At 61.5% G+C, this 26,536-nt stretch carries 20 protein-coding genes; 9 read left to right on the top strand and 11 right to left on the bottom strand.

Annotation, left to right across the window (positions count from 1 at the left end; genetic code table 11):
* Positions 1–67: 67 nt before the first annotated feature.
* The 3 genes from AC3RCG_RS18110 to AC3RCG_RS18100 all read right to left on the bottom strand — a co-directional run bounded on the left by AC3RCG_RS18110 (position 68) and on the right by AC3RCG_RS18100 (position 1,872).
* Entirely contained in the window at positions 68–571 is a 504-nt protein-coding gene (locus AC3RCG_RS18110; protein WP_070222954.1) for a DUF2939 domain-containing protein, read from the bottom strand.
* A gap of 125 nt (positions 572–696) precedes the next feature.
* Entirely contained in the window at positions 697–1,143 is a 447-nt protein-coding gene (locus AC3RCG_RS18105) for a DUF2939 domain-containing protein (RefSeq protein ID WP_070222953.1), read from the bottom strand.
* A 36-nt stretch (positions 1,144–1,179) separates the two neighbouring features.
* On the bottom strand, positions 1,180–1,872 hold the full coding sequence (locus tag AC3RCG_RS18100) for a hypothetical protein (RefSeq protein WP_070291241.1): 693 nt from the start codon (positions 1,870–1,872) through the stop codon (positions 1,180–1,182).
* Positions 1,873–2,098: 226 nt separating this feature from the next.
* Between AC3RCG_RS18100 and AC3RCG_RS18095 the strand changes: the two genes are divergently transcribed.
* Together AC3RCG_RS18095 and AC3RCG_RS18090 are read left to right on the top strand one after the other, a co-directional pair.
* The gene (locus AC3RCG_RS18095) at positions 2,099–2,938 is read left to right on the top strand and encodes a hypothetical protein (protein ID WP_070291240.1); all 840 of its coding nucleotides are present in this window, start codon (positions 2,099–2,101) and stop codon (positions 2,936–2,938) included.
* Between the two features lie 14 nt (positions 2,939–2,952).
* On the top strand, positions 2,953–5,172 hold the full coding sequence (locus tag AC3RCG_RS18090) for an acylase (protein WP_492402741.1): 2,220 nt from the start codon (positions 2,953–2,955) through the stop codon (positions 5,170–5,172).
* 107 nt (positions 5,173–5,279) lie between these two features.
* Here AC3RCG_RS18090 and AC3RCG_RS18085 read toward each other — a convergent pair whose 3' ends face one another.
* Complete coding sequence (locus AC3RCG_RS18085; protein ID WP_492402743.1) at positions 5,280–6,461, bottom strand: trans-sulfuration enzyme family protein; 1,182 nt, start codon at positions 6,459–6,461, stop codon at positions 5,280–5,282.
* The gene (locus tag AC3RCG_RS18080; protein ID WP_492402745.1) at positions 6,458–7,849 is read right to left on the bottom strand and encodes a pyridoxal-phosphate dependent enzyme; all 1,392 of its coding nucleotides are present in this window, start codon (positions 7,847–7,849) and stop codon (positions 6,458–6,460) included. Before AC3RCG_RS18080 ends, AC3RCG_RS18085 begins: the two co-directional genes overlap by 4 nt.
* Positions 7,850–8,140: 291 nt before the next feature.
* Between AC3RCG_RS18080 and AC3RCG_RS18075 the strand changes: the two genes are divergently transcribed.
* Positions 8,141–8,689 carry a thymidine kinase gene (locus tag AC3RCG_RS18075; RefSeq protein ID WP_070313504.1) on the top strand — a complete coding sequence of 183 codons (549 nt, stop codon included), beginning with the start codon at positions 8,141–8,143 and terminating at the stop codon, positions 8,687–8,689.
* 9 nt (positions 8,690–8,698) lie between these two features.
* Here AC3RCG_RS18075 and AC3RCG_RS18070 read toward each other — a convergent pair whose 3' ends face one another.
* Positions 8,699–8,971, bottom strand: a complete 273-nt coding sequence (locus tag AC3RCG_RS18070; RefSeq protein WP_070222941.1) for a putative signal transducing protein — start codon at positions 8,969–8,971, stop codon at positions 8,699–8,701.
* Positions 8,972–9,022: 51 nt separating this feature from the next.
* Positions 9,023–10,993: a methyl-accepting chemotaxis protein gene (locus AC3RCG_RS18065; protein ID WP_492402748.1), complete on the bottom strand. Its 1,971-nt coding sequence runs from the start codon at positions 10,991–10,993 to the stop codon at positions 9,023–9,025.
* A gap of 519 nt (positions 10,994–11,512) precedes the next feature.
* On the opposite strand from AC3RCG_RS18065, the gene AC3RCG_RS18060 reads away from it, so the two are divergent.
* Positions 11,513–13,780 carry a carboxy terminal-processing peptidase gene (locus AC3RCG_RS18060; protein WP_409028408.1) on the top strand — a complete coding sequence of 756 codons (2,268 nt, stop codon included), beginning with the start codon at positions 11,513–11,515 and terminating at the stop codon, positions 13,778–13,780.
* A 198-nt stretch (positions 13,781–13,978) separates the two neighbouring features.
* Here AC3RCG_RS18060 and AC3RCG_RS18055 read toward each other — a convergent pair whose 3' ends face one another.
* The gene (locus AC3RCG_RS18055) at positions 13,979–14,905 is read right to left on the bottom strand and encodes a LysR family transcriptional regulator (protein ID WP_492402750.1); all 927 of its coding nucleotides are present in this window, start codon (positions 14,903–14,905) and stop codon (positions 13,979–13,981) included.
* A 120-nt stretch (positions 14,906–15,025) separates the two neighbouring features.
* Between AC3RCG_RS18055 and AC3RCG_RS18050 the strand changes: the two genes are divergently transcribed.
* Positions 15,026–16,240, top strand: a complete 1,215-nt coding sequence (locus AC3RCG_RS18050; RefSeq protein WP_409028410.1) for an MFS transporter — start codon at positions 15,026–15,028, stop codon at positions 16,238–16,240.
* 158 nt (positions 16,241–16,398) lie between these two features.
* On the opposite strand, the gene AC3RCG_RS18045 is transcribed toward AC3RCG_RS18050, so the two are convergent.
* Complete coding sequence (locus AC3RCG_RS18045; RefSeq protein ID WP_409028411.1) at positions 16,399–17,685, bottom strand: hypothetical protein; 1,287 nt, start codon at positions 17,683–17,685, stop codon at positions 16,399–16,401.
* Positions 17,686–17,688: 3 nt separating this feature from the next.
* Positions 17,689–18,372: a pentapeptide repeat-containing protein gene (locus tag AC3RCG_RS18040; RefSeq protein WP_070313511.1), complete on the bottom strand. Its 684-nt coding sequence runs from the start codon at positions 18,370–18,372 to the stop codon at positions 17,689–17,691.
* Positions 18,373–18,681: 309 nt separating this feature from the next.
* Between AC3RCG_RS18040 and alaC the strand changes: the two genes are divergently transcribed.
* The 4 genes from alaC to AC3RCG_RS18020 all read left to right on the top strand — a co-directional run bounded on the left by alaC (position 18,682) and on the right by AC3RCG_RS18020 (position 25,121).
* Positions 18,682–19,899, top strand: coding sequence for an alanine transaminase (gene alaC, locus AC3RCG_RS18035; RefSeq protein ID WP_083293730.1), 1,218 nt, complete (start codon positions 18,682–18,684; stop codon positions 19,897–19,899).
* 362 nt (positions 19,900–20,261) lie between these two features.
* Entirely contained in the window at positions 20,262–22,550 is a 2,289-nt protein-coding gene (gene metE, locus AC3RCG_RS18030; RefSeq protein ID WP_492402753.1) for a 5-methyltetrahydropteroyltriglutamate--homocysteine S-methyltransferase, read from the top strand.
* Positions 22,551–22,788: 238 nt separating this feature from the next.
* The gene (locus AC3RCG_RS18025) at positions 22,789–23,286 is read left to right on the top strand and encodes a hypothetical protein (RefSeq protein WP_070222921.1); all 498 of its coding nucleotides are present in this window, start codon (positions 22,789–22,791) and stop codon (positions 23,284–23,286) included.
* A 245-nt stretch (positions 23,287–23,531) separates the two neighbouring features.
* The gene (locus AC3RCG_RS18020; protein WP_070313515.1) at positions 23,532–25,121 is read left to right on the top strand and encodes an aspartate:alanine exchanger family transporter; all 1,590 of its coding nucleotides are present in this window, start codon (positions 23,532–23,534) and stop codon (positions 25,119–25,121) included.
* A 12-nt stretch (positions 25,122–25,133) separates the two neighbouring features.
* Here the strand turns inward: AC3RCG_RS18020 and AC3RCG_RS18015 are convergent, their stop codons facing one another.
* Positions 25,134–26,342, bottom strand: coding sequence for an MFS transporter (locus tag AC3RCG_RS18015; RefSeq protein WP_492402756.1), 1,209 nt, complete (start codon positions 26,340–26,342; stop codon positions 25,134–25,136).
* Positions 26,343–26,536 lie beyond the last annotated feature (194 nt).

The raw sequence follows: 26,536 nt of genomic DNA, 5'->3' as shown, positions 1-26,536 counted from the left end.
AAAATCCGATGATAGCAGTGTCCGGTGTCGGATAGCCGCTGGATTGACGACAAGAGGGGTGGGCGCTTTACGCGTCGGCCAGCAAGTTCTTTGGCAGGGCCACCGATACCAGCTTCCAGTGCCACAGGCCGTCGCGCGTCAGGGTCAGTTCGCCGATATGGCTTTTGCTGTGGGCGCGCTGCACCACCACGCTGTTCCACGAGGTGTAGCGCAGCCTGTAGTCGGGCTTGGTGTTGCGCTTGCGGCCGCTGATGTCGCTGACCTTGGCGATCGGGTTTTCGTAGCGGTCATTGAGCTTCATCAATGCGACGATGCCTTCGGGCATCAGCATGGTGTCGAGCAAGGGATCGATGACCTCGGGATTGATATCGTCGGCGACTTCCGGCGCCGAGAACAGGGTGTGCAATTGCTGCCCCAGGCTGCCGCGCAACTGGGCCAGGTCGATCTGCGCGGCCAGCGCCTGCGTATCCTCGTCCATGGTGGCCGCGCGGATCTTGTTCATGGTGAAGTACGGGCTGCCATAGAAGACGCCGGCCAGCGCGACCAGTACCGCTACAGCGAGAAGCATCATTCTTTTCATCGTGCAATCTCTCGGATGCCTGGCGACCCGGTGCGCCTGAGGTGTTGGCATTCTACATAATATTTCCCAAAATCAATATGACGGTTTAGGTAAGTGTTGTTTTAGATCAAGTTTCTTTAGAGTAATTCCGGCGGCAGGGTAATGTCCATCAGTTTCCAGTCCCAGATGCCATGGCGGCGCAGCAGAAACTGGCTGGCGGCGGGTCCGGCACCGCTGCGCCGCAGCACCACTTCATTCCACGAGCGGTACGCCATGCCGAAGTCGTGGCGCTTGCCATCAGCCCCCTGCTTGCCGTGCAAGATCAATACCGTGATGCCGGGCGGCGAGACGATGGTGTCGAGCATTTCCTTGAAATCATCGTCATTGGCCGTTTCGCCGCCCGCGCGCAGCTGGCGCGCCACGCTGGCGCGGATCGCAGGCAGGTCGGCCTGCTGCGCCAGGTTTTCCAGGCGCACGGATTTCGCCGCGATGCTGATGCGGTACATGGCGATGTAGGGGCTGACCCAGGTGAAGCCGATGGCGGCGACGGTAAAAATGATCGCGGTGGCGTACTTTCTTTTCATGCTATATCTGCCTGGATCGCAGCTTGCCCGCGAGTGTCAGTAGCCGCCAATGATTTGGTATTCCAGGCCCTGATTTCCTGCGCTACGTACTTGTATCTTGATTTTCCTGAAGGTGATTTCCGCAGGAAAATTTGTGATCTCGAATGATAAATCTTGCGAAAACGACGGCCTTGCCAGGCTGCCCGCATACTCCCGGTAGGCAATGCGCAAAGTCTTATTGCTGTAGCCCTGATATAGCAATTGTGAATTGATGGACCTGTCGATAGGTGCAGTTTCCACTCCCGGGCCGAATTTGATGCCGGGGCTGACGTCTTCGTGCCACCACGCCAGATCGCCTGCGATCATCACCTGGTCCAGCAGGCCATCATTGTTTCGGTCGGCAAAACAGGCATTCTTGGTCATTCCGGGCAGCAGCATATTGAATACCTGCCGTTCAGTGCAGTAAGCAGGTTTTCCCTCGACATCGGCGCGGTACAGGAAGTCGCCCTCGATGACAGCTACACGTCCGCCGCCAATCGACACGGCGCGTCCATCGTAAATCTGATAGCCCGTTTTGCTTGTGTATTGAAATGTGGACAACAGTGCTTCACCGGCAGTGACCTTTGAAACGACATTCAGTTGCGGATCATGGCCGATGCGTTCCATCGTGCGGGTGGTCTCGCGCACTTCCATGGTGGCGCACCCGCTGAGTACCAGGGCAGCGATGGCGACGCGGCATAACTTTTTCATTGATTTCCTTGTTTGTCTTCGAAGCGCTCATACGCAAGCAGGCGCGAGTAAGGGGAAGGTCGTTAAATATTGCCAAATGATAAGTTCAGTTGCTTCTGAAGGAAAGGAAAAATGCGCTTTTTTCTGCCGTGACGAGCGATGGGGGACCTCGGTCAGCCTTATGGAGGGCGGATGGTGTAGCATTCGTGCCGGCGCGGACCATCGCGCCGCAATATTGAGGACAACCATGAATATCACTATCAATCAGGTGCTGCAGTCGTATATCGACCCGCTCACCGCCAGCGAGTACGCGGCGCTCGAGCGCAGCCTGCTGGCCGAAGGCTGCCGCGATGCGCTGGTGCTGTGGAACGACGTGCTGATCGACGGGCATAACCGCTACGCCATCTGCCGCCAGCACGGCATCGAATTCAAGACCATCCAGAACACCAGCTTTACCTCGCTTGACGACGTCATGCTGTGGATGATCGACAATCACCTGGCGCGCCGCAGCGTGTCGGACTTCCAGCGCGGCGTGCTGGCCTTGCGCAAGAAGGAAATCGTCGCCGCGCGCAGCCCGGCGCCCGTCAGCGCCCAGGACGCGCCCGATGGCGAAAACGCGCCCAAGCCTCCCATGAGCACGCGCGAAGAGGTGGCCAAGGCGGCCAGATTGAGCAGCAACCAGATCAGCCAGATCGAGAAGATCCAGAAGGCGGCCTCGCCGGAACTGGTGGAAGCCGTCCGTTCGGGCACGATCTCGATCAATGCGGCGGCCACCGTGGCATCGCTGCCGCCGGAAGAGCAGGTGGCGGCCGTCGCCGGCGGCAAGAAGCTGCTGCGCCAGGCGGCCAAGGAAATCCGCGAACAGCGCGCCGCCACGCGCACGCCGCGCGAGCCGAAGGCGCCGCACGTGTCGCAGGATACGCCGGAGACGGGCAACGAACCGTGGGCGGAAAACGCGGCGCAGGCGCCGTCCGAAACGGAGCGCCTGCGCGGCGAGATCGCCAGCTTGAAGCAGAAAGTGGCGCAGCTGCAGGCGGAAAATGTGGAGTTGAACCAGCGTATCGCCACCCTGATCGACGCATCCTGATATTGGAGTAGTGCATGCCAGTTCGCCGTGCCCTGTTCGCCGCCATCGCCTGCGGCATCGTTGCCGCTCCTCCCGCGCTGGCGGCGCCCGCCACTTCCGTCACGGACATGGCCCGCTGGCAGGCGCAGGCCGCCAACGTCAGCATCGCGCGCGACACCTGGGGCATTCCCCACGTGACGGGCAAGACGGATGCCGATGCCGTCTTCGGCCTGATGTATGCGCAGGCCGAAGACGATTTCCCCCGCGTGGAATTGAACTATATCAATGCCATGGGGCGGCTGGCGGAAGTGGAGGGCGAGCGGGAGCTGTACCGCGACCTGCGCATGAAGCTCTTCATCGATCCGCAGGAGCTGCAGGCGCAGTACCGCGCCAGCCCGCCGTGGCTGCAGAAACTCATGGATGCCTTTGCCGACGGCCTGAATTTTTACCTGGCCACGCATCCGCACGTCAAACCTCGCTTGATTACGCATTTCGAGCCGTGGATGGCCCTCAGTTTCAGCGAGGGCAGCATCGGCGGCGATATCGAATCGGTCAACCTGACGCAGCTCGAAGCGTTCTACGGCCAGCAGGCCAGGCCCGCCGCCGTAGCGCTGGCCAGCGTGGAGACCAGGTTGGCGTCAGGTCTGGACCCCGAACCGAGCGGCTCGAACGGCTTCGCCATCGCGCCCGCGATTACCAAAAACGGCCATGCGCTCTTGATGATCAACCCGCATACGTCGTTCTACTTCCGCCCCGAAGTGCAGGTGACCAGCGGCGAAGGCTTGAACGCGTATGGCGCCGTCACCTGGGGCCAGTTCTTTGTCTACCAGGGTTTCAATGAGCGCCTGGGCTGGATGCATACCTCGGGCGGCGGCGACGTCATCGACGAATACCTGGAAAGCATCGTCGACAAGGATGGTGCATGGTTCTACCGCTATGACGGCGGGCTGCGCCCTTTGAAAGCCGTGCCGATGACCTTGCCCTATAAACTGGCCGATGGCGGCATGGGATCGACAACCATCACCGTCTACTACAGCCACCACGGCCCCATCGTGCGCGCGCAGGACGGTAAATGGGTGGCAGTGCGCCTGATGAATGAACCGTTGAAGGCGTTGACGCAGTCGTACACGCGCACCAAGGCGCGCGATTACGCGGCGTTTTATCAAACGATGGAACTGCGCACGAATTCGTCGAACAACACGGTGTACGCGGACGGGGATGGCAATATCGCCTACTTTCACGGCAATTTCATCCCCGTGCGCGACCCGCGCTTCAACTGGAAGCAGCCCGTCGACGGCAGCGACCCGGCCACGGAATGGAAAGGGCTGCACACGGTGGCGCAAACCATCACCTTGTTCAATCCGAAGAATGGCTGGATTCAGAACACGAACAACTGGCCGTATTCGGCGGCCGGCGCCAACAGCCCGCGCCAGCAGGACTATCCCGCCTACATGTCGGTCTACGGCGAAAACGCGCGCGGCCTGCATGCCGTCAAGGTTTTTCAGAACAAGACGGGTTTTACGCTCGACAGCCTGATCGCCGCGTCCTACGACAGCGAACTGACGGCCTTTGAAGCGCTGCTGCCGCCGCTGTTCGCGGCCTACGATGCGCTGCCGGCCGGCGGCGCGCAACAGCTGGCGCTGGCCGGCAAGATCGCCTTGCTGCGGGCCTGGGACTGGCGCTATTCGCTCACTTCCACCGCTACCTCGCTGGCCGTGTTCTGGGGCCAGGAGCTGGCCGAGCTGACGGGCAAGCAGGCGAGGGAACAAGGCGTGCCCGTGGTCGATTTTCTGGCGACGGACAAGGTTACGGCGGCGCAGCGGCTGGCTGCCCTGGCGACGGCGGCGGACAAACTGCAGCGCGATTTCGGCCACTGGCAAACGCCGTGGGGCGAGATCAACCGCTTCCAGCGCCTGACGGGCGACATCGTGCAGCCGTTTGACGATGCGCAAGCCAGCTTGCCTGTGCCGTATGCATCGGGTAACTGGGGCGCGCTGGCCGCGTATGGCCAGAGCAGCAGGAGTACCACGAAGCGTATTTACGGCGAACGCGGCAACAGCTTTGTCGCGGCCGTGGAATTCGGCCCCCGCATCAAGGCGAAAAGCATCCTCGCGGGCGGCCAGAGCGGCGACCCGAAGTCGCCGCACTTCCAGGACCAGGCGGCCATGTATGCCCGCGGCGAATTCAAGGAGGTGTTGTTTTATCCGGAGGACGTGGCGAAGCACCTGGAGCGCAGGTATCGGCCGGGGGAGTGAGGTTTGTGGTGTGTCGGATTACGCCCGGCGTTGCCGAGCTAATCCGACCTACCGGCCTCGGCATAGCGTAGGTCGGATTAGCGCAGCGTAATCCGACACCTCTCCCCTCAAATCGCGTCCAGCGCCGTGCGCAGATCATGGCGCAAATCCTCGATATCCTCGATCCCCACCGACAGGCGGATCAAGCCGTCGCCTATGCCCAGCTTGGCCCGCTGTTCGGCGGGAATGCTGGCATGCGTCATCAGGGCCGGGTGCTCGATCAGGCTTTCCACGCCGCCCAGGCTTTCGGCCAGGGCAAATACTTCGCAGCGCTCGAGGAAGCGCCGCGCGCCAGCCAGGTCGGTGTCGAGGTCGATCGAGATGATGCCGCCGAAACCATCCATCTGGCGCTGCGCCAGCGCGTGCTGCGGGTGCGACGCCAGGCCCGGATAAAACACCTGTTTGACTTCCTTTTGCTGTTCCAGCCACTGCGCCAGCACCAGGGCACTTTCGCAATGGCGCTGCATGCGGATGGCCAGGGTTTTCACGCCGCGCAAGGCTAAAAAGCTGTCGAAAGGCCCGGCAATCGCCCCCACCGAGTTTTGCAGGAAGCCCAGCTGCTCGCGCCATTCCGACTGGCGCGCTTCCGCGCCGACGATGGCGATGCCGCCGATGATGTCCGAGTGGCCGTTCAAGTACTTGGTGGTCGAATGCACGACGATGTCGAAACCGTGTTCCAGGGGGCGCTGTACCAGCGGACTGGCAAACGTGTTGTCGGCCACGGCGATGATGCCCCGTTCGCGGCAGATGTCGGCGATCGCCCGCAAGTCGGCCAGTTTCAGCATCGGGTTGGTCGGCGTCTCGACCCACACCATCTTCGTTTCCGGGCGCAGCGCGGCCAGCAGGTTTTCCGGATTCGTCAGGTCGACATACGTGAATGCGTGGCCGGCCGAACGCCGGCGCACGCGTTCAAACAGTCGATACGTGCCGCCGTACATGTCGTCGCCGGCGATGATGTGGCTGCCCGCGTCCAGCAATTCCAGCACGGACGAAATGGCGGCCAGGCCCGAGGCGAAGGCGAACGCCGCGCTGCCGCCTTCCAGGTCGGCTACGCAGCGCTCGAGCGCCCAGCGCGTGGGATTGTGCGAGCGGCCGTAATCGAGGCCCTTGTGCACGCCGGGGCTGTCCTGCACAAAGGTGGAGGTGGCGTAAATGGGCGGCATGATGGCGCCCGTCGACGGGTCGGGCGACTGGCCGGCGTGGATGACGCGGGTGGCCAGATGGCGCTTGCGGGTGGTTTCTTTACTCAAGATAGTGTCCTGCGTAAGTGGTTGAGAAGGTCGAAGCGGGTGATCAGGCCATAGAAGCCGGTATCGTCGGCGACGACGGCCGTCAAGCCCCGGTCCAGCGTGGCGCGCAGGGCGGGCAAGCCGCTCGATGGCGCCAGGGTTTCGATCTGCGTCGTCATGGTGGCGCCCACCAGCGATGCGAAATGGGCGGCGTCGCTCGACACATGCAGCAGCAAGTCCGATTCGTCGATAATGCCGACCAGCTGGCCGCCGTCGATGACGGGCAGCTGCGCCAGGTCGCTGGCGCGCATGCGGTTGAAGGCCGTGAGCAGGGTGTCGCCGGGCGCCACGCTGACGACGTCGCCCTCGTCGTAACGGCGTCCGATCAGGTCGCGCAAGTCGCCCGAGAGAGCGCGCTGCAACAGGCCCTGGTCGCGCATCCAGCCATCGTTGTAGACTTTAGATAAGTAGCGCGTCCCCGTGTCGCAGACAAACGTGACGACGCGCTTCGGGCTAGTCTGTTCGCGGCAGTATTTGAGGGCCGCTGCCAGCAGCGTGCCGGTGGATGAGCCGCCTAAAATACCTTCGGCGCGCAGCAGGGCGCGCGCCGAATCAAAACTCTCCTGGTCGCTGATGGTGTAGGCTCTTTTCACGCCGTCCATGTCGGCGATGGACGGGATAAAATCCTCGCCGATGCCTTCGACGGCCCACGAGCCGCTCGTGTCGCTGACTTTGCCCGTGTCGATGTATTCCGTGAGGATGGAGCCTTGCGGGTCGGCCAGCACGAATTCCAGTTTGGGCTGCGTCTTGCGGAAGTAGCGCGTCAGGCCCGTCAGGGTGCCGGACGAACCGACGCCGACGACGATGGCGTCCACGTCATGGCCAGTTTGCTCCCAGATTTCGGGAGCCGTCGTCGTTTCGTGGGCCAGCGGATTGGCGGGATTGTTGAACTGGTCGGCGAAGAAGGCGCCCGGCAGTTCGCGCGCCAGCCGCGCCGCATAATCCTGGTAGTACTCGGGATGGCCCTTGCCCACGTCCGAGCGCGTGGTGTGCACTTCGGCGCCCAGCGCCTTCAAATGCAGTACTTTTTCCGTCGACATCTTGTCGGGCACGACGAGAATCACGCGGTAGCCCTTGATGCGGCCGACGAGGGCCAGGCCGATGCCCGTGTTGCCGGCAGTGGCCTCGACGATGGTACCGCCCGGCTGCAGGCGGCCGTCCGCTTCGGCCGCTTCGATGATGGACAGGCCGATGCGGTCCTTGATGGAACCGCCGGGATTTTGCGATTCCAGTTTCAGGAACAGCTGGCACAGGCCCGTATCGAGCCTGGTGACTTCGACCAGCGGGGTGTTGCCGATCAGCTTGTATAGCGCTGGCGGCTGGGAGGGGGATGGCATTCGATCATTCATGGTGGCTCCTGTCAGAGAAACAGCCGCTCAGGATCGTGTCCCGAGCCGCCTTCCGTGCCGCGCAGTGTAGGCGGGTGGACGAGTGCGGCGAACGAATGTTTCCATGCTTGCATATGCGCGCTGCGCATATCGGCTGCAACGCGCGCGATTCGAGTATGCGCCGTTTTTGGCCCGCTTGCCGCACCAACGACGCGACTATTAAGCTGCCGCAAGCCCGCCATTGCGATTTATAATCACGCCTCGAAAAGATACTAAATAGTATTGAAAATCAACCAGACAGGGCAGGCGGCGGTGGCAAAACTTTATTTCCGGTATTCCGCGATGAACGCGGGCAAGTCGACGGCCTTGTTGCAGGTCGCGCACAACTATGAAGAGCAGGGCCAGCAGGTGCGCCTGTACACGGCCGCCATCGACAGCCGCTACGGCGTGGGCCGGGTCACCTCGCGTCTGGGGCCGCAGCGCCAGGTCGATATCTTCCATGCCGACACGAATTTCCTCGACGCTATTCCCCAGGTCGCCTGTTTGCTGGTGGATGAGGCGCAATTTCTCAGCACGGCCCAGGTGCAACAGCTGCACCAGCTGGCGCAAGTGAAGGGCGTGCCCGTCATCTGCTACGGCTTGCGCACGGATTTCAAGGGCGAACCGTTTCCCGGCTCGGCCTACCTGCTGGCGCTGGCCGATGATATCGAGGAATTGAAGAATATTTGTACTTGCGGCAAGAAGGCCACGATGAACATCCGCGTGGACGAGCAGGGCCGCCGCATCAAGGAAGGCGAGCAGATCAGCATAGGCGGCAACGAGAGTTACCGCCAGGCTTGCGGGCGCTGTTTCTACTCCTAAGCTAATTCCTTATTCGGCGACGGGCACGCCCACGTCCGCATCGTCGGACAGCGCCAGATCGCCCCGCTCGAACGCGGCGAGGATGTCATTGGCGCGCGCCACGTCGTGTTCGCGCACCATGACGCGGGCGCCGCCGATGGCGGCCGCCAGCAGCATGTCGGCCTGCATGTGCTGGTCATCCGTCAGCAGCACGTCGATGCCGGCCGCTGCCAGGCAGCCGCGGATGACGTGCGCATCTGTGGGGATCATCAGCCGGGCAATTAAAACATAGTCGTCGTGCATCGTGTCTCCTGGTAAGGTGGATTCGACCCCATCTTAGCACCAGGCATGACCTTACAGCTTGAACACGCCCACCACCTGGTTCAGCTCATGCGCCTGCTCCTGCAGGGCGTCGGCGGCCGCGGCCGCTTCTTCCACCAGGGCCGCATTCTGCTGGGTCACCTGGTCCATCTGGGCGATGGCCTGGTTGACTTGCTCGATGCCGCTGCGCTGCTCTTCGCTCGCCTGCGCGATCTCGGCCATGATGGTGCTCACTTGCTGGACGCTGGCCACGACGGTGTCCATGGTGGCGCTGGCCTGGCTCACCTGGGCGTGGCCCAGGTCCACCGTGCCGGCCGATGCCTGGATCAGGTCCTTGATGTCTTTCGCGGCGGCCGTCGAGCGCTGCGCCAGGGTGCGCACCTCGGTGGCGACGACGGCAAAGCCCCGTCCCTGTTCGCCGGCGCGGGCCGCTTCCACGGCCGCGTTCAAGGCCAGGATATTCGTCTGGAAGGCGATGCCGTCGATGACGCCGATGATGTCGGCGATCTTGCCAGATGAGCTGCGGATGGCGTCCATGGTGCTGGCCACCTGCGCCACGGCGGCGCCGCCTTCGGCTGCCAGGCTGGACGATTCATGCGCCAGTTTGCTCGCTTGCTGCGCGTGATCGACGTTCTGGCGCACGGTGGAGCTCAGTTCCTCCATCGAGGCGGCTGTTTCTTCCAGCGAACTGGCTTGCTGTTCCGTGCGGCTCGACAAATCCAGGTTGCCGCTGGCGATTTCACCGGACGCCGTGGCGATTTGCCCGGCGCTGCCGCGCACGTTGCCGACCACTTGCGACAGGTTGTCGCTGATGCGGTTCATGGCGCGCAGCAGGCGGCCGATCTCGTCCAGGCTGGTCGTATCGAGGTGCACCGTCAAGTCGCCGGCGGCGATTTGCGCGGCAGCCGTTTCGGCGGCGGCCAGCGGGCGCGAGACGAGGGTGCGCACCAGCCAGTACAGCAGCAGAGCGAAGACGAGCAGGGCGACGAAGCCGGAAATGGCCAGCTGGTTGCGCAGCTGGCGCGCTTCCAAGGTGATTTCGTCCGTAAACGTGCCGCCCGCGATGATCCATTGCCAATCCTTGAATTGACGGTAATACAGCTGCTTTTCGCGCGCGCTGGCAGCCGTTTCGCCAGGCGCCGCCCACGTATAGCGCATGGCACCGTCTTTCTGCGCCAGCATTTCCTGGATGAACATCCGGCCGTCGCTGGCCTTGAAGTCGAGCGCGCTCTTGCCTTCGCTGTTCGGGTGCAGCACCAGGTGGCCGTAATTGGCGCCGGGAGCCGTGTCGACGATATAGATGTAGCCCGTCTGGCCGATCTTGACCTGGCGAATCTTCTCTTTCAGCATGGCCAGATTCTTGCTGATATCGAGGCCGATGAACAGCACGCCCACCACTTTGCCTGCCGCGTCGCGCACGGGGTCGTATTGCGTGATGTATTGCTTGCCAAACAAAGTTGCCATGCCAACGAAACGCTGGCCCGCACGCAGCGGCGCGTAGCTGGGGTGGTTGTGGTCGAGCTGGGTGCCGATGGCGCGTTCGCCATCCTGCTTTTTCAGCGATGTGCTGATGCGCACGAATTCATCGCCGTTGGCGGCAAAGATGGTGGCGATCACGCCCGTCTGCGCCGTGTAGCGGTCGACCAGGGCCGTATCGAGGTTGAGCACCTTGCCGCCGTTGGCCAGGGCCGGCGTGGCCTTGCCGGCCACGGCCACCATGGCGCCTGCGTCGACCGTGAACGGGCCGGGAAATTCGGCCGCGAACAGGCGCGCGAAGCTGGCCGCTTCGTTGACCATGGCAGTATGGAAGACTTGCGTGGTCGTCATGACGCTATTGAGTTCGCTGGTGACGGCCGCTTCGGCACGCTGTTCCAGCACGCGCGAGGTATTGATACTCATCAAGGCAGTCAGGCTGGCCAGGATCAGGCTGACGAGGGCAAACGTGAAGACGGTAATCTTGCCGCCGACACTCCAGTGGCGGGGGGAGAAGGAAATTGTAGGCATAGTGTGAGTCTGGCAAAGGGTAATCAGCTCGGCCATTCCAGGTCATGACATGACACGCGGGGAGGGGATCTGGTGGGAACACTGTTGAAACGAAAGCGCGCCGGCTGTGGGAGCGGCGCGCAGGCAAGCTGTATTTCAGGGCGCGATGATAGCATGTTGCTTGCCATTTGTTACTAAGTGTTTCCCGCAGGAATCACTTTTTCACATAAAAACATCATTGAGATCAAGGATTGCCGCTTCAATCTATTGACTTTTTTCATTCCAGTGGCGCATGTTGATATTCATCGCTGCTGAATGATGCGATTTTTCTCACGAATGTTTCACTTTGTAATGAATGAGACGCCGCCTTTAATCCGCGTTTAAGCTTCCAGGAAGAAACTGATCTTCCTTGGGAGACTGCCAGGCCGTATCCTGTAGAATAATATGCAGACCAGTCGTGTATCCCCTTACTGTCTTGCTGGCTGGCGCATGCATCTCTGCGCCGCCTGGAATTGATTTAACTAATTTTCGGAGAAGCCGATGAAGAAGCAAATGATGCTGGTCACCCTGGTGCTCGCCCTGTCAGCCCACGCTGGCGCAGCCCAGACGGACAAGAGCGCCGCTCCTCCGCTCACCATGAAGCCGCTGGCCCAGCAAACGCAGGCCGCCTTGTGGGCATCGCGCGTATTGACGCGCGTCCATTACAAGGCCATGCCGCTCGACGACGCCATGTCGGAGAAAATCTTCGACCGCTATTTCAAATCCCTGGACGCAGAAAAACTGTTCTTCGTGCAGGCCGACATCGACCGCTTCGCTCCCTTGCGCACCAAGCTCGACGACGCCATCATCAATGAAGACCTGACGGCGCCGTTTGCCATCTACAACCTGTACCAGCAGCGTTTCGACGAGCGCATGGCGTATGCGCGTGAATTGCTGAAAACCAAGTTCGACTTTACCGCCGACGAGAGCTACCAGCTCGACCGCGAAAAGGCCGCCTGGCCGAAGAACGACGAGGAAGTGCGCGACCTGTGGCGCAAGCGCGTCAAGAACGACTGGCTGCGCCTGAAACTGGCGGGCAAGGAAGACAAGGCCATCCGCGAGACGCTGGACAAGCGCTATGAAAGCTACACGACCCGTTCGCGCAAGCTCAACAGCGAAGACGTGTTCCAGATCTTCATGAACTCGTATGCCATGTCGATCGAACCGCACACCAATTACCTGGGCCCGCGCGCCTCGGACAACTTCGACATCGCCATGCGCCTGTCGCTCGAAGGCATCGGCGCCGTGCTGCAGACGCGCGACGAATACACGGTGGTGCGCGAAGTGGTGCCGGGCAGCCCGGCCGGCCTGTCGGGCAAGCTGAAAGTGGGCGACCGCATCGTCGGCGTGGGGCAGGGCGAAAGCGGCCCCATCACCGAAGTGCTGGGCATGCGCATCGACGATGTGGTGCAGCTGATCCGCGGCGCCAAGGATTCCGTCGTGCGCCTCGACATCCTGCCGGCCGATGCCGGCCCCGATGCCAAGCACGTCGTCTTGCCGCTGGTGCGCAAGAAAATCAGCATGGAAGAGCAGGCGGCGAAGAAATCGATCATCGAAGTGCGCGAGAACGGCGTCAAGCGCCGCATCGGCGTCATTGCCCTGCCGACGTTCTACCAGGACTTCGAAGCGCGCCGCCGTGGCGACAAGGACTTTAAAAGCGCTACGCGCGACGTCAGCCGTTTGCTGGCCGAGTTGAAGAAGGACAAGGTCGACAACGTCCTGATCGACTTGCGCAACAACGGCGGCGGTTCGCTGAACGAAGCCGTCGAACTGACGGGTCTGTTCATCGACAAGGGACCGGTCGTGATGCAGCGCAATGCCGAAGGCAAGGTCGACGTGGAAAGCGACACCAACGCGGGCCTGGCCTGGGATGGCCCGATGGGCGTGCTGATCAACCGCGGTTCCGCTTCCGCTTCCGAAATTTTCGCCGCCGCCGTGCAGGATTACGGCCGAGGCGTCATCATCGGCGAAGGCAGCTTCGGCAAGGGCACCGTACAAACCCTGTTCAACCTCGACCGTTTCGGCGGCAGCGAGAAAGCCCGTTTCGGCGAGCTGAAGATGACCATCGCCCAGTTCTTCCGCATCAACGGCGGCACCACGCAGTTGCGCGGCGTCACGCCCGACATCAAGCTGCCGGCCATGTCGGACACGGAGAACTTCGGCGAATCGAGCTATGACAATGCCTTGCCATGGGTGGCCATCAAGCCGGCGCCGTACATGCCGACGGGCGACCTGAAGGATATCGTGCCGCTGCTGGACAAGAAGCATGAAGCGCGCGTGGCCAAGGACAAGGATTTCCAGTACTTGCTCGATGACATCGCTCTCGTCGTCAAGCAGCGCAAGGAAAACCAGATTTCGCTCAATGAAACCGTGCGCCGCAAGGAGCGCGATGCCCAGGAAGCGCGCGCGAAGGCCCGTGAAAAACGCCTGATCGCGCAGATTTCGAATCCGGCCGACGACCTGGTGGTGATTCCCGATCCGAAAGACGTGCTGAAGGGCGCGAAAGCGGCCAGCAAGACGGCCAAGCAGATCGCCGCCGTGAAGGGCGCCTTGCGCACCGACGACGGCTTGCAGGGCGACGAACGCGCGCTGAGCGCCGAACTCGATGCCGAAACGGCCGCCAAGAGCGCCAAGGACGTGCTGCTGAACGAAGCGGCGCGCATCCTGGCCGACGAAGTGGCGCTGATCAAGGCCGATACCCGCATGGCGGCGAAGGTCTTGCCGTATGGCGCCGATGGCAAGGCGACGCCGGTGGCGGCAGCGAAGTAAGGCTTTCATGCACTAGAAAACCGGTTCCTTGTGGAGCCGGTTTTTTTTCGCCCCGATCAGTTATCCGTTTGGCGTATTTCTATCATTCCAACAATCAATTGGATCGATATGCCGCGATGCAGCATAATGCACTTGTCTCCTCTATTCTCCTCCAAGAAAATAGATTCAGCCCGCTCTCGCAGCGGGCTTTTTTTTGCCTCAGATTCTGTGCGTGGGCGCTTGCACGTCGGGCTGTGCCGCCAGCAAGGCCGTGATCCAGCCAGCAAATGCCTGCAGCTTGGGCGTGGCCAGGCGGCCTTGCGGCGTCAGCAGCGACATCGGCATGGGCGTGGGCGGATGATCGGCCAGCACGGCCACCAGGGCGCCGCTGTCGAGGTGCGCGCGCACCTGGTACACGGCCGCCTGCGCCAGTCCCAGCCCCTGCAGCGCGCAATCGACGCTGGCGTCCGCGTCGTTGACGGCGATGGGGCCGGCCATCTGTACGCGCAGCACTTCCTTGCCTTGCTGGAAATCCCAGTCGAAGGCGCGGCCCGTGCGGCCCGAGTAATGCATGATGCCCTGGTGCGTGGCCAGGTCCGCCAGGGTGTGCGGCGTGCCGTGCCGCGCCAGATACGCGGGCGAGGCGCACGTGACGAAGCGCATCAGGCCGACCTGTTTGCCGATGAAGGCGGAATCTTGCAAGGTGCCCACGCGCAAGGCGCAATCGATGCCTTCCTGCGTCAGGTCGACCAGGCGATCCGTCAGGCTCAGCTGCAATTGCACGTCCGGCCAGGCGGCGTGGAAGTGCGCGATATGCGGCACGACCAACCTGCGGCCCACCGTATTGGGCAGGTTGATGCGCAGCAAGCCGCGCGGCTTTTTCGCGTCGGGACCGCGAAATGCCAGTTCCGCCGTGTCGACGGCTCTCAAAATATCAATGCAATGGCGAAAGTATTCGGCCCCTTCCGGCGTCAGCGACAAGCGGCGCGTGGTTCGCTGCAGCAATTGCGTGCCCAGGTAGGCTTCCAGCTTTTGCAGGGTGGCCGTCAGCGCGGCACGGGGCAAATTCAGGGTTTCGGCCGCCTTGGAAAAGCTGTTGGCTTCGACGATGCGCACGAAGGTCTGCATGGCCTTGATTTTGTCCATAGGATAGCTTCCATTCTCATTGTTCATTTTATGTGAAAAGTATAAGTGGATTATGCCCTGATTATCTTTGCCATAGTTTTCCCTAGAATGGCGACATCCCTATCGAACCGAGGAAACAACATGAACAAGGCCTCATCTTCCGCTCCCCACGACATTGCACCGGCCATGGTGCTGTTGCTGGCCATCGCTTCCGGCCTCATCGTCGCCAATCTGTATTACGCGCAAACCCTCGTCGGCCCCATCAGCGCCTCGACGGGCCTGTCGGCCAAGGCAGCCGGGCTGATCGTCACACTGACGCAAGTGGGCTATACCCTGGGCCTGCTGTTTGTCGTGCCGCTGGGCGACTTGCTGGAAAACCGCCGCCTGATCGTCACGGCCTTGCTGGTGACGGCCACGGCCCTCGTGGTGGCGGCCCTCTCCACGGGCGCCATCGTCTTCCTGGCCGCCGCCCTGGCCATCGGCCTCGGTTCCGTGGCGGCGCAAGTGATCGTGCCGTTTGCCGCCCACCTGTCGCAGGAAGCGACGCGGGGGCAAACCGTGGGCAAGGTGGTCAGCGGCTTGTTGCTGGGCATCATGCTGGCCCGTCCCGTGGCGTCGCTGGTGGCCGCGCACGCCAGCTGGCACGTGGTGTTTGGCGGCGCCGCCGTGCTGATGGTAGTGCTGGCGCTGGTGCTGCGCCGTGCCTTGCCCGTGCGTCAGCCCGTGTCGAGCATGAAATATCCAGCCCTGATGGCCTCGCTGTGGCACTTGCTGCTGGGCACGTCCGTGCTGCGCCGCCGCGCCGCCTATCACGCGGGCCTGTTTGGCGCCTTCAGCCTGTTCTGGACCGTCACGCCGCTGGTGCTGGCCAGCCCCGCGTTCGGTCTGTCGCAAACGGGCATCGCCATCTTCGCCCTGGTGGGCATGGCGGGCGCCGTCGCCTCGCCCATCGCGGGCCGCCTGGCCGATGCGGGCCACACCTTGCCCGCCACGGCTGCCGCGCTGGCGCTGGGTATCGTCGCGTTTGCCTTGCCCATGTTCGCCCCGGAATCGAAGCACGTGGCGCTGGGCTTGCTGGTGGTGGCATCCATCGTGCTCGACATGGGCGTGGCGGCCAACCTGGTACTGGGCCAGCGCGCCATCTTCAGCCTGGGCGCGGAAGTGCGGGGCCGTTTGAACGGCCTGTATTTCGCCCTGTTCTTCGCCGGCGGCGCGGCCGGCTCGGCCGTCGGCGCCTGGGTGTATGCCAGCTACGGCTGGCAGGCAACCTTGCTGACCGGCATGGCGTTTCCGGGCCTGGCCCTGCTGGTGTGGCTGGCAGAATTTTTACCCTTGGGCACGCGCCGCACGGCTTGAAACCCTGATGGCATCTCATTATCACTGATGGATATTTCTATCATCATGAATATAAAGTGGCATGATATGCCGCGATGCCGCAAGATGCACTTGTCTCCTCTATCTCCTCCAAGGAAATAGATTCAGCCCGCTTCCATAGCGGGCTTTTTTTTGCCTCTTTATTTGCGCTGTTTGCCATCGGCATCACAATAGCCATAACGTTGGGGACTGCCGCACCAGCCAGCTTCCTTTTGTGCTTCGGCTAGCTGGTTGCAATGCACGGTGCGGAAATGTGTCGGCAGATAGCTTTTTAATGTGGCATCAGAGATATTTCGAGGGGAAATTTTTTCGCCTTGCGGGGGCGGCGGGAAAGTCGCTGCAATCGCGCGATCCGCTACATTGTCAATGAAGAGGACAGTTTCGCCCTCCTGCACCTGGCACATATGATTGGTAGTGAAGTCATAACGTTCAGCGGCCTTGATCATGAACAGTGGCCCCTTGTTTGATATGCCCTGGATCATGGCCTGGGCCGCCGAATAACTTCCGATAAAGCCAGCAATGGAGATTGCAAAGAGGAAGTAAGTGGTTTTTTTATTGGTCTTGAAATCGAAAATAAACAAGAACAACAGGAAAATGACCTCAAAAATAATTGCCAGCACAGCATAGGCAAAGGCGCTGAACGAGAAGGCAAATATCAGGGTGGCGAGGCCAAACGAAAAGGGCAGGTAGGACGGCGGAAAAGGAAAATTGGCCGCAAAAAAATCGACAGCGCTCAGGCGCGAAAAAATCACGCAGGCAGACACCGCCAGGGAAACCCCCACTTTTGCCAGCAGGCTTGCAAAAACGGAATTCAGCGAAAAAAGTACCCATGCAATGCCTGACACCCCAACGACGAGAATGCCTGTCAGCGCCACCTGTTCGAGGATGTAATTTACATAATCATCTGTTTCCTGGATATGCAGGTGCGAAACCAGGAGGATCAGGCCGCCTATCGTGGCAATGGAAAAAATAACAAGTGAAATAATGGTCTTGGGATCGTTATATCTTTCGATCAGCGCAGGGATGATTTTTTCGGTGTCGGGAGATATCTTGACGATAAATCTTCTGATGCTCTCCTTGTTTTCACGCAGCGCCATATAACTGAAGATTACTCCCGCTGGCGGAATGGTGATGGATGTCAGGATGCACAGCAGTATGAATAAGATTATTTTTATTATCTTCATCATTGTTATTGGGCAGTATCGTCGGCGGATGTTTAAATGGAAACCTGCGTGCGGAATATAGCACGCATTATTTGGCATGGACTGCGGTGAATCGCGTGGCGTGAGAAATTGTGTGGGCCTGAAAAACCACTGGCGAGCGACGCAGCGTGGGCGATGGACATGGAAAATGCCACCAGCCCTGAACCCTTGGTTGCGGCAACCTGCTTTTACCGCAAGCTTGCTGTCAATAACGGTTGTGGGCAAGGCTTACATCACCACCAGATCGAGCGCCCGCATGAAGTTGGCCGCCTGCGCATGCGTGATGACAGCGCCTTTCAGCAGCGCAGCTTCGCTCAGTTTGAAACCGTCGATATCGGCGCCGCGCAAGTCCGCGCCCTGGAACTTCGCCAGTTTGATGGTGGCGTTGCGCAAGCTGCCCCCTTCGAAGACGGCGTCGCGGAAGTCGCAGCCGGCCAGGTAGGCGTCGGAAAAATCGAGCTGTTTGAGTATTGCCTTGCGGAACGAAAAGCCGCGCAGGTCGGCGCCCACCAGCAGGCTGTCTTCGAAGGTCAAGCCCAGGTGGGCCGCTTCCTCGAACGAGGCGCCCGTCAGCTTGCAGCCCCGGTAGGTGACCGATGCCAGCTTGGCGCGCCGCCATTTCGTGTTGTTCAGGTCGCAGCCTTCGAAATTCGCGTCAACGGCGTCGACGGATTCGAAATCGGCGCTGCCGGCGCGGCAGCGGCGCCAGGTGCTGCGCGCGAGTTTGCTGGCGAACAAGCTGGTGTCGGCAAAGGTGCAGCGTTCAAACGTACAGCCCTGCAAGTCGAGGCGTGACAGGTCTTCGCCATCGAAGGCGCAATCGATGAAGTGGCGCACCGGCAGGGCCAGTTGCTGCTCGATGCCGGCGCGGTCCAGGGTCATGCCAGTTACTGCGGTGTCGTGTGTTGCCATCCGTTTTATATTCCTAATCAAAGCAGGGGAGGGATGGCGCGGCGGGAAAATGCACGAACCAGAACACCTCCCCGGCTGGTGTAACAGCCAAGGGTCAGCGCCGTGGGTCCGCGTGGGCGGGAGCATGCCGGACTGTGCCGGGCACTTACCGGGTTACCAACCGGTGCGCTCATTTTCGATCAGCGCGTATTGTAGCTTGTCCGAATCGGCCTTGCCAGTTCTTGCGAAGCCGGGTTAGTATCGTTGCAGGCGCAGCCACTGCGCCAACGTCGCTCGGACGGATCCGGGCGCTTACGTATAGAGATAACCATGACCGACAGCCAAGCTCCGCGCAGCTTTTCGCGCATCAATCGTCTTCCCCCCTACGTTTTCAACATCACCGCCGAACTCAAGATGGCCGCGCGCCGCCGTGGCGAGGACATCATCGACATGTCGATGGGCAATCCCGATGGCGCCACGCCGGCCCACATCGTGGACAAGCTGGTCGAAACGGTGAAACGCCCCGACACGCATGGCTATTCCGCGTCCAAGGGCATTCCGCGGCTGCGCCGCGCGATTGCACACTGGTACAAGAAGCGCTACGAGGTCGACATCGACCCGGACAGCGAAGCCATCGTCACCATCGGCTCGAAAGAGGGCCTGGCCCATTTGATGCTGGCGACGCTGGACCGGGGCGACACGGTGCTGGTGCCGAACCCCAGCTACCCGATCCACATATGGGGCGCCGTCATCGCGGGCGCCGATATCCGCTCCGTGCGCATGGGGCCGGGCGTGGATTTCTTTGCCGAACTGGAACGCGCGATCCGCGAAAGCTACCCGAAGCCTAAGATGATGGTGCTGGGTTTCCCGTCGAACCCCACGGCGCAATGCGTGGAACTGGAATTCTTCGAGCGCGTCGTCGCGCTGGCGAAGCAGCACAATATCCTGGTGGTGCACGACCTGGCGTACGCCGACATCACCTTCGATGGCTGGAAGGCGCCGTCCATCATGCAGGTGCCCGGTGCGCGCGACGTGGCCGTCGAGTTCTTCACCATGTCGAAAAGCTACAACATGGCGGGCTGGCGCATCGGCTTCATGGTGGGCAATGCGGAACTGGTGGCGGCCCTGGCGCGCATCAAGAGCTACCACGATTACGGCAGTTTTACGCCCGTGCAAGTGGCGGCCATTGCCGCGCTGGAAGGCGATCAAAGCTGCGTGACGGAAATCTGCGCGCAGTACCAGCGCCGCCGCGACGTGCTGGTGAAAGGCTTGCATGAAGCAGGCTGGATGGTGGAAAAGCCGAAGGCGTCGATGTATATCTGGGCGCATATCCCGGAAGCCTACCGTCACCTGGGCTCGCTGGAATTTGCCAAGCTGCTGTTGCAAAAGGCCAAGGTGAGCGTGTCGCCCGGCATCGGTTTCGGCGAGTACGGCGATGAATACGTGCGCTTTGCCCTGATCGAAAACGAGGCCCGCGTGCGGCAAGCCTTGCGCGGCATCAAGAATATGTTGCGTTCCAGCGACGGAAAGACGGAAGCGGCAGCATAAAAGTTGCCGTATGGAATTGTCTGTTGCCCCTAATATCACTGCTGCGTATTTCTGACATCACGAATATAAAGTGGTTTTATATGCTGCAACGCGGCATCATTCATCTGTCTCCTCTATCTTCCTCCAAGGAAATAGATTCAGCCCGCTCCCGCAGCGGGCTTTTTTTTGCCTGTCGTTTTGGTCCTGGGCACCGGCCGGCACGCGCGGCGAACGAGGCGCCCGCCCCCGCGCGGCGCGGCCTCGTGAATACGTTCAGCATGCTAATGCATGAATATTAATAATGGATGTATGAAGTTTTACCATTATTTTTCATGGATGAAAGCCTCTATGATGACCCCACACTTCACTGGGAGGCAACCGCCATGACCGTCACGACACACAATTTGGGCTACCCGCGCATCGGCGCCAAACGCGAACTGAAATTCGCCCTGGAAGACTACTGGAAGGGCCACAGCAGCCTGGACGCGCTGGAAGGTCAGGGCGCTGAGTTGCGCCAGCGTCACTGGCAAGACCAGCGCGCGCTGGACTTCGTGCCCGTGGGCGACTTTTCCTTCTATGACCAGGTGCTGGACCTGAGTTTTACGCTGGGCAACCTGCCGCAGCGCGTGCGCGGCCTGGAAGGCGCCGCGCTCGACAACTATTTCCGCGTGGCCCGAGGCCGCTCGGCCAGCGACAGCGATTGCAGCTGCGTCCACGCCGGTGAAATGACGAAATGGTTCGACACCAACTATCACTACATCGTGCCGGAATTTTCGGCCGAGACGCAATTCAAGCTCGACAGCAGCCGCCTGTTGCGGCAACTGGCGCAAGCGCGCCAGCTCGGCGTGAAAGCCAAACCCGTGCTGATCGGCCCCGTCACCTATTTGTTGCTGGGCAAGGCCAAGGATGATTCCGACAAGCTGGCGCTGCTGCAAGGCTTGCTGCCCGTCTACGTGCAACTACTGCAGGAACTCGCGAGCCAGGGCGTGGAGTGGGTGCAGATCGATGAACCGGTCCTCGTCACGGAACTCGACGGCGCGTGGCAGCAGGCCCTCGTCACGGCCTATGATGCCTTGAGCAAGGTCAAGCACGTCAAACTGTTGCTGGCCACGTATTTCGGCAAGCTGCAAGACAATTTGCCGCTGGCGTGCAAGCTGCCCGTGCAAGGCTTGCACCTCGATGCCGTCAACGCCCGCGATGAGGTGGAACAAGTCGTCGCCCAATTGCCCGCCAGCAGTGTGCTGTCGCTGGGCGTGGTGAATGGCCGCAATATCTGGAAGACGGATTTGACGCAAGTGCTGGCGTGGCTGGAACCCGTGCACGCCAGCCTGCAAGACCGTTTGTGGATCGCCCCGTCGTGCTCGCTGCTGCACGTGCCTGTCGACCTGGACAGCGAGCATAAGCTCGATGACGATATCCGGTCCTGGCTGGCCTTTGCCCGCCAGAAGCTTGATGAAGTGCACACCATCGCCGGCGCCCTGAACCAGGGCCGCGCCTCCGTGCAGGCGGCACTCGATGCTAATCTTGCGGCCGTGCAAGCGCGCCGCCAGTCGACCCGCGTGCACAATCCGCACGTGAAAGCGGCCCTGGCGCGCATCGATGCGACGTTGGGCCAGCGCCTGAGCGGCTATGCCGAGCGTGCCGTCAAGCAAGCTGCGCTGCTGCAACTGCCGCTGTATCCGACGACGACCATCGGCTCCTTCCCGCAGACGGCGGAAATCCGCCAGGCGCGCAGCCAGTTCCGCAACGGCCAGCTGGACGAAGCCAGCTACAAAAAGCTGATGCAGGGGGAAATCGCCCGTTGCGTCAGGGAACAGGAAACCCTGGGCCTGGACGTGTTCGTGCACGGCGAAGCGGAACGCAATGACATGGTGGAATACTTTGGCGAACAGCTCGACGGCTATGCCTTCAGCCAGTTCGGCTGGGTGCAATCGTACGGTTCGCGCTGCGTCAAGCCGCCCATTTTGTTTGGCGACATCAGCCGCCCCCGCGCCATGACGGTCGAGTGGAGCACTTACGCCCAGTCGCTGACGGACAAGCCGATGAAAGGCATGCTGACGGGTCCCGTCACCATCCTGAACTGGTCCTTCGTGCGCGACGACCAGCCCCGTTCCGTCTCGTGCCACCAGCTGGCGCTGGCCATGCGCGCCGAAGTGCTGGACCTGGAGCGGGCCGGCATCCGCGTGATCCAGATCGACGAGGCGGCACTGCGCGAAGGTTTGCCACTGCGCAAGTCGCACTGGGCCGACTACCTGCGCTGGGCCGTGGAATCGTTCCGCATCGCGGCCAACGGCGTGGCCGATGAAACGCAGATCCACACGCATATGTGCTATTCGGAATTCAACGACATCATCGCGCAGATCGCCGGCATGGATGCAGACGTCATCACGATCGAAACTTCGCGCTCCGACATGGAATTGCTCGACGCCTTCGACGAGTTCAATTATCCGAATGATATCGGCCCCGGCGTCTACGACATCCACTCGCCCAATATTCCGAGTCAGGAACAGATGGTGAATCTGATGCGCAAGGCGGCCGAGCGCATTCCCGCGCAGCGCCTGTGGGTCAACCCCGATTGCGGCCTCAAAACGCGCGGCTGGAAAGAGGTGATTCCCGCGCTGGCCAACATGGTGGCGGCCGCGAAAACCTTGCGTGCCGACAACGTGGCATAGGAATCGCAGGGGCAGGGGAGGCCGCTATGGCTGAGATATAGAACAATCGTATTTCTGTCATCACAACATGCAATTGGATAATGATGCTGCGATGCGGCATCATTGCACCTGTCTCCTCTACTTCCTCACAGGAATTAGATTCAGCCCGCTCCCGCAGCGGGCTTTTTTTTGCCTGCTTCCGCGACCGCATCCCTTAATATAAGCTTGTTTAACCATAAACATACAAGGAGGCAAGTTGATGCAGCCTTTGTTTCGCGCTGCGGGCATGCTCGCGCTGATGGCGCTGGGCGCCTGCTCGGACGAGCGGCATCCGCTTGAGCGCCATCTCGCCCTATTGCGGCCGGATACGGTCGCAGCGTTGCCTGATATGGGGTGGCCGGCCGGCACGCTGCTGTGTCCGCTGGCGCTGTATCAGAACGAGTTGCCCGGTTCGGCGCCGCCTGCGGACAGGGTCAACGCCTTCCTGAAGCAAAAGCAGTTTCTCGGTGACGAGAACTGGTCGCTCATCGTCGTCAAGCCGCAGCCAGCGGAAAACGCCGGTGCCGGTATCGAGCAACTGTTTTTCAAGCGTGCAGATTATGACCTGATCAATGAGCAGCAACGCATCGCGCGCGATGCGCAGACCTTGCCAGCGGGGTTTGCGCCGCAGGTTTGCGTAAGCGTGGGGCAAGCCCGCGTGCTGGTGACGCGTGAACAACGATCGCATCGAAAACTCGTCATTTTTGGCACGGCCTGAACGAGATATTGATAAAGCATATTTCTATCATCACAACATGCAATTGGATTTATATGTTGCGACGCGGCATCATTGCACCTGTCTCCTCTACTTCCTCACAGGAATTAGATTCAGCCCGCTCCCGTAGCGGGCTTTTTTTTTGCCCGCTTTTTACTGCGCCATACGGCGCACGCTTGCTTGTCATCGAGGCATGGTGTTGCTTTTGTGCATGCTAAACTGGGCCTTCCCCAGACCAAGGTTGCCCGATGCTTCAATTATTTCGCCACACGCTGGAGTCCACCCCCATCCTCGCCCTGTTTCTCGTCATCGGCGCCGGTTATGCGCTGGGGCGCATCAGCGTGTTCGGCTTTTCGCTGGGCGTGGGCGGCGTGCTGTTCGCGGGGCTGGCGCTGGGCGCATTTGCTCCCGGTTCCGTGCCGCCGCCCATGGTCGGCTCGATCGGCCTGCTGCTGTTTCTGTATGGCATAGGCGTGCAGTACGGCGTGCAGTTTTTCGCCGGCTTGCGCGGGGCGGGGCAAAAACACAATCTGATCGCCTTTGCCGCCGTCATGGGCGGCCTGGCCGTGTCCGTCTGGGGCGGGCAGTGGATCGATATCTCGCTGCGCATGGCCAGCGGCGTGTTTGCCGGCGCCATGACCAGCACGGCCGCCTTGCAGGCGGCGCTGGAAGCGTCGCACGGCAATGGCGACGCGGCCGTCGGCTATGCGGTCGCGTATCCGTTCGGCGTCGTCGGCCCCATGCTGGGCCTGTACCTGGCCGGGCGCATATTAAAACCCGTGCTGACGCCGCCGCCGGCCCCCATCGTCGTGTCCGAAATTACCATCGACGAAGCGAAACTGGCGGGTGCGGCCCTGTCCGAACTGGCCGACGGCCCGCTGGCGGGCGTGCAAGTGATCGGCGTGCGCCAGGGCCACCAGAACCGCTTGCCCGATCCTGGCCTGGTGCTGGGCGTGGGCGACGCGCTGATGGTGTCGGGCACGGTGGCGGGCGTGGAAGCGGCGCGCACGGCGCTGGGCCACCTGGACCCGGGACGGCTGATGAAGGACCGCAGCGCGTTCGACGGCACGGAAGTGTTCGTGTCGGACGCGGAAATCGTCGGCGTGCCCTTGGGCGAGCTGAACCTGGCAAAAGATTTCCCCCTGCAGATCGCCTTCATCCGGCGTGGCGACGCCATGATTTTGCCCCATCCCTTCCTGACGCTGGAATTTGGCGACCGCGTGATGGCCATTGCGCCGGCCAAACATGCGGCCGACGTGCGCAAGCTGTTCGGCAATTCCATCACGGCCACGGCCGAGTTCAGCTATGTGTCGCTGGGCATGGGCATGGTGCTGGGTGTGCTGCTGGGCCTGGTGCCCATCCCCTTGCCGTGGATAGGCTCGTTCAGCCTGGGCCTGGCCGGCGGTCCGCTGGTGATGGCGCTGATCCTGGGACGGCTGGGCCGTGTCGGCAAGATCAGCTGGCGCCTGCCGCTGTCGGCCAACCTGGTCATGCGCAACTATGGCTTGACGATTTTCCTCGCCTCCGTCGGCATGGCCTCCGGCTTGCCTTTCGTGCAGCAGGTGGGCGCCGACGGCTTGCCCATGCTGGCGCTCGGGGCAGTGACGGTGCTGGTGGTGGTGGCCCTCGTGGTGATTTTGGGCAAAATCTTCCTGCGCCTGCCGTTTCCCGAGTTGCTCGGTATCGCGGCCGGCGCCACGGGCAATCCGGCCGTGCTGGTGTTCGCCAACCGCCTGGCCAAGTCGGACCGCCCGAACCTGGGCTATGCGATGATTTTCCCCAGCATGACCATCGTCAAGATCGTCGCCGTGCAGGTGCTGCTGCATTTGTATGGCTGATGGCGGCAAGAGTCAATCTCGTGCAGGGCCAAGTTGTTTGTTGGCATTAACAAAGTTGATGCCAAAAGCCAGCAGCAAAGCAGCAGCGGCGAAACCTGCGGCAAGCCAGAGGTTGGCCGAGAGGCCCAGCCTGTCCACGGCTTGACCGCCGGCCCACGCCCCGAGCGCAATGCCGATATTGAAGACTCCCACATACAGCGCGGCGACGATCTCCACGGCCCCGGGCGCCGCCTTCAGCATCAAGGTCATCAGGCCGACCGATACGCCGCCGTAGGCCAGTCCCCAAGCCAGCAACACCACGCCGCCAGCGATGCTGGAGTCGCCGACAGCCAGAAACAGCAGTGGCGTGAGCAGCAGGCCGCCCGCGATGGCTAGGATGGTTGGCGCTGCGCACCGCGCCGCAACGCCGCCGGCCAGGAAGTTGCCAATGATGCCCGCGAAGCCATAGGAAAACAGCAGTGTGCCCAGCCATTGCGCATCAAACCCCGACATCGACAGCAGCAGCGGGCGCACGAAGGTAAAGGCCGTGAAATGGCTGGTTACAAGCAACAGGGTCAGGAGCAGCCCCGCCTGCAACTGCCGGTTGTGCAGCTGTTTGCCGAATTGGCGCAAGGTCGTCGAACCGGCAGCGGGCAGGGCGGGAATGACAGCCAGATGCAGCACCAGTACCAGGCCGCTGAACAGCGCCATGGCGCCGAAGGCCCAGCGCCATCCTGCAACGTCGCCGATTTGTGCGCCTAGCGGCACACCCAGCACGGAAGCGGCCGCCACGCCACCGAAGATAATCGACGTTGCCAAGCCGATCGAGCGGGCAGGAACAAGCCGGGACGCCAGACCGCCGGCGATGGCCCAGATTCCGCCCATGCAAAAACCGACGAGAACACGTGCCGCCAGCATCCACGCCATGTTCTGCGCCAGAGCCGAGGCTATGTTTGCGAGCAACAATAGAGTGAGCAAGCCACAGAGAATTGTGCGCCGGTCCAGGTTTCCCGAGACGATCACGACCAGCGGCGCGAACAAGGCCGCCAGCAATGCTGGCAGCGAGATCATCAGCCCGGCGGTTCCGGTGGAGGTGCCCAGGGTGTCAGCGATCGGCGTCAACAGGCCGACCGGCAGCATTTCCGTCGTCACGACCGAAAAGGTGGCCATGCCGACAGCGCTGACCGCCAGCCACGGGTGGCGGACAGCCGTTTCTGCGGCAGCGTAGGGGGACGTACTCATGGTGCATATCCTTCATTTGATCATTCGATAAACGGCTTGTGCCGGTAAAGGCGGCGTCGGACCGCTGATATGCAGTGGCAGCGGATGCCAAAGGGGATCGATATCGGTCCCTGCATGCGATGCTTGCAGCGGAGACGCGTCCCAGTGATAATACATACATCGCGTATGAATAGTATATATTCATACGTACTGTA

This window comes from Janthinobacterium sp. GW823-FHT01H08 (assembly GCF_058797855.1).
The sequence above is the reverse complement of the archived record's forward strand: the minus strand, read 5'-3'. Positions and strand labels throughout refer to the sequence as shown.

What these genes read in the sequence shown, in the direction of transcription:
- AC3RCG_RS18110 (WP_070222954.1), bottom strand. Translation starts at nt 571, where the DNA reads ATGATGCTTCTCGCTGTAGCGGTACTGGTCGCGCTGGCCGGCGTCTTC.
- AC3RCG_RS18105 (WP_070222953.1), bottom strand. Translation starts at nt 1,143, where the DNA reads ATGAAAAGAAAGTACGCCACCGCGATCATTTTTACCGTCGCCGCCATC.
- AC3RCG_RS18100 (WP_070291241.1), bottom strand. Translation starts at nt 1,872, where the DNA reads ATGAAAAAGTTATGCCGCGTCGCCATCGCTGCCCTGGTACTCAGCGGG.
- AC3RCG_RS18095 (WP_070291240.1), top strand. Translation starts at nt 2,099, where the DNA reads ATGAATATCACTATCAATCAGGTGCTGCAGTCGTATATCGACCCGCTC.
- AC3RCG_RS18090 (WP_492402741.1), top strand. Translation starts at nt 2,953, where the DNA reads ATGCCAGTTCGCCGTGCCCTGTTCGCCGCCATCGCCTGCGGCATCGTT.
- AC3RCG_RS18080 (WP_492402745.1), bottom strand. Translation starts at nt 7,849, where the DNA reads ATGAATGATCGAATGCCATCCCCCTCCCAGCCGCCAGCGCTATACAAG.
- AC3RCG_RS18070 (WP_070222941.1), bottom strand. Translation starts at nt 8,971, where the DNA reads ATGCACGACGACTATGTTTTAATTGCCCGGCTGATGATCCCCACAGAT.
- AC3RCG_RS18065 (WP_492402748.1), bottom strand. Translation starts at nt 10,993, where the DNA reads ATGCCTACAATTTCCTTCTCCCCCCGCCACTGGAGTGTCGGCGGCAAG.
- AC3RCG_RS18060 (WP_409028408.1), top strand. Translation starts at nt 11,513, where the DNA reads ATGAAGAAGCAAATGATGCTGGTCACCCTGGTGCTCGCCCTGTCAGCC.
- AC3RCG_RS18055 (WP_492402750.1), bottom strand. Translation starts at nt 14,905, where the DNA reads ATGGACAAAATCAAGGCCATGCAGACCTTCGTGCGCATCGTCGAAGCC.
- AC3RCG_RS18050 (WP_409028410.1), top strand. Translation starts at nt 15,026, where the DNA reads ATGAACAAGGCCTCATCTTCCGCTCCCCACGACATTGCACCGGCCATG.
- AC3RCG_RS18040 (WP_070313511.1), bottom strand. Translation starts at nt 18,372, where the DNA reads ATGGCAACACACGACACCGCAGTAACTGGCATGACCCTGGACCGCGCC.
- alaC (WP_083293730.1), top strand. Translation starts at nt 18,682, where the DNA reads ATGACCGACAGCCAAGCTCCGCGCAGCTTTTCGCGCATCAATCGTCTT.
- metE (WP_492402753.1), top strand. Translation starts at nt 20,262, where the DNA reads ATGACCGTCACGACACACAATTTGGGCTACCCGCGCATCGGCGCCAAA.
- AC3RCG_RS18025 (WP_070222921.1), top strand. Translation starts at nt 22,789, where the DNA reads ATGCAGCCTTTGTTTCGCGCTGCGGGCATGCTCGCGCTGATGGCGCTG.
- AC3RCG_RS18020 (WP_070313515.1), top strand. Translation starts at nt 23,532, where the DNA reads ATGCTTCAATTATTTCGCCACACGCTGGAGTCCACCCCCATCCTCGCC.
- AC3RCG_RS18015 (WP_492402756.1), bottom strand. Translation starts at nt 26,342, where the DNA reads ATGAGTACGTCCCCCTACGCTGCCGCAGAAACGGCTGTCCGCCACCCG.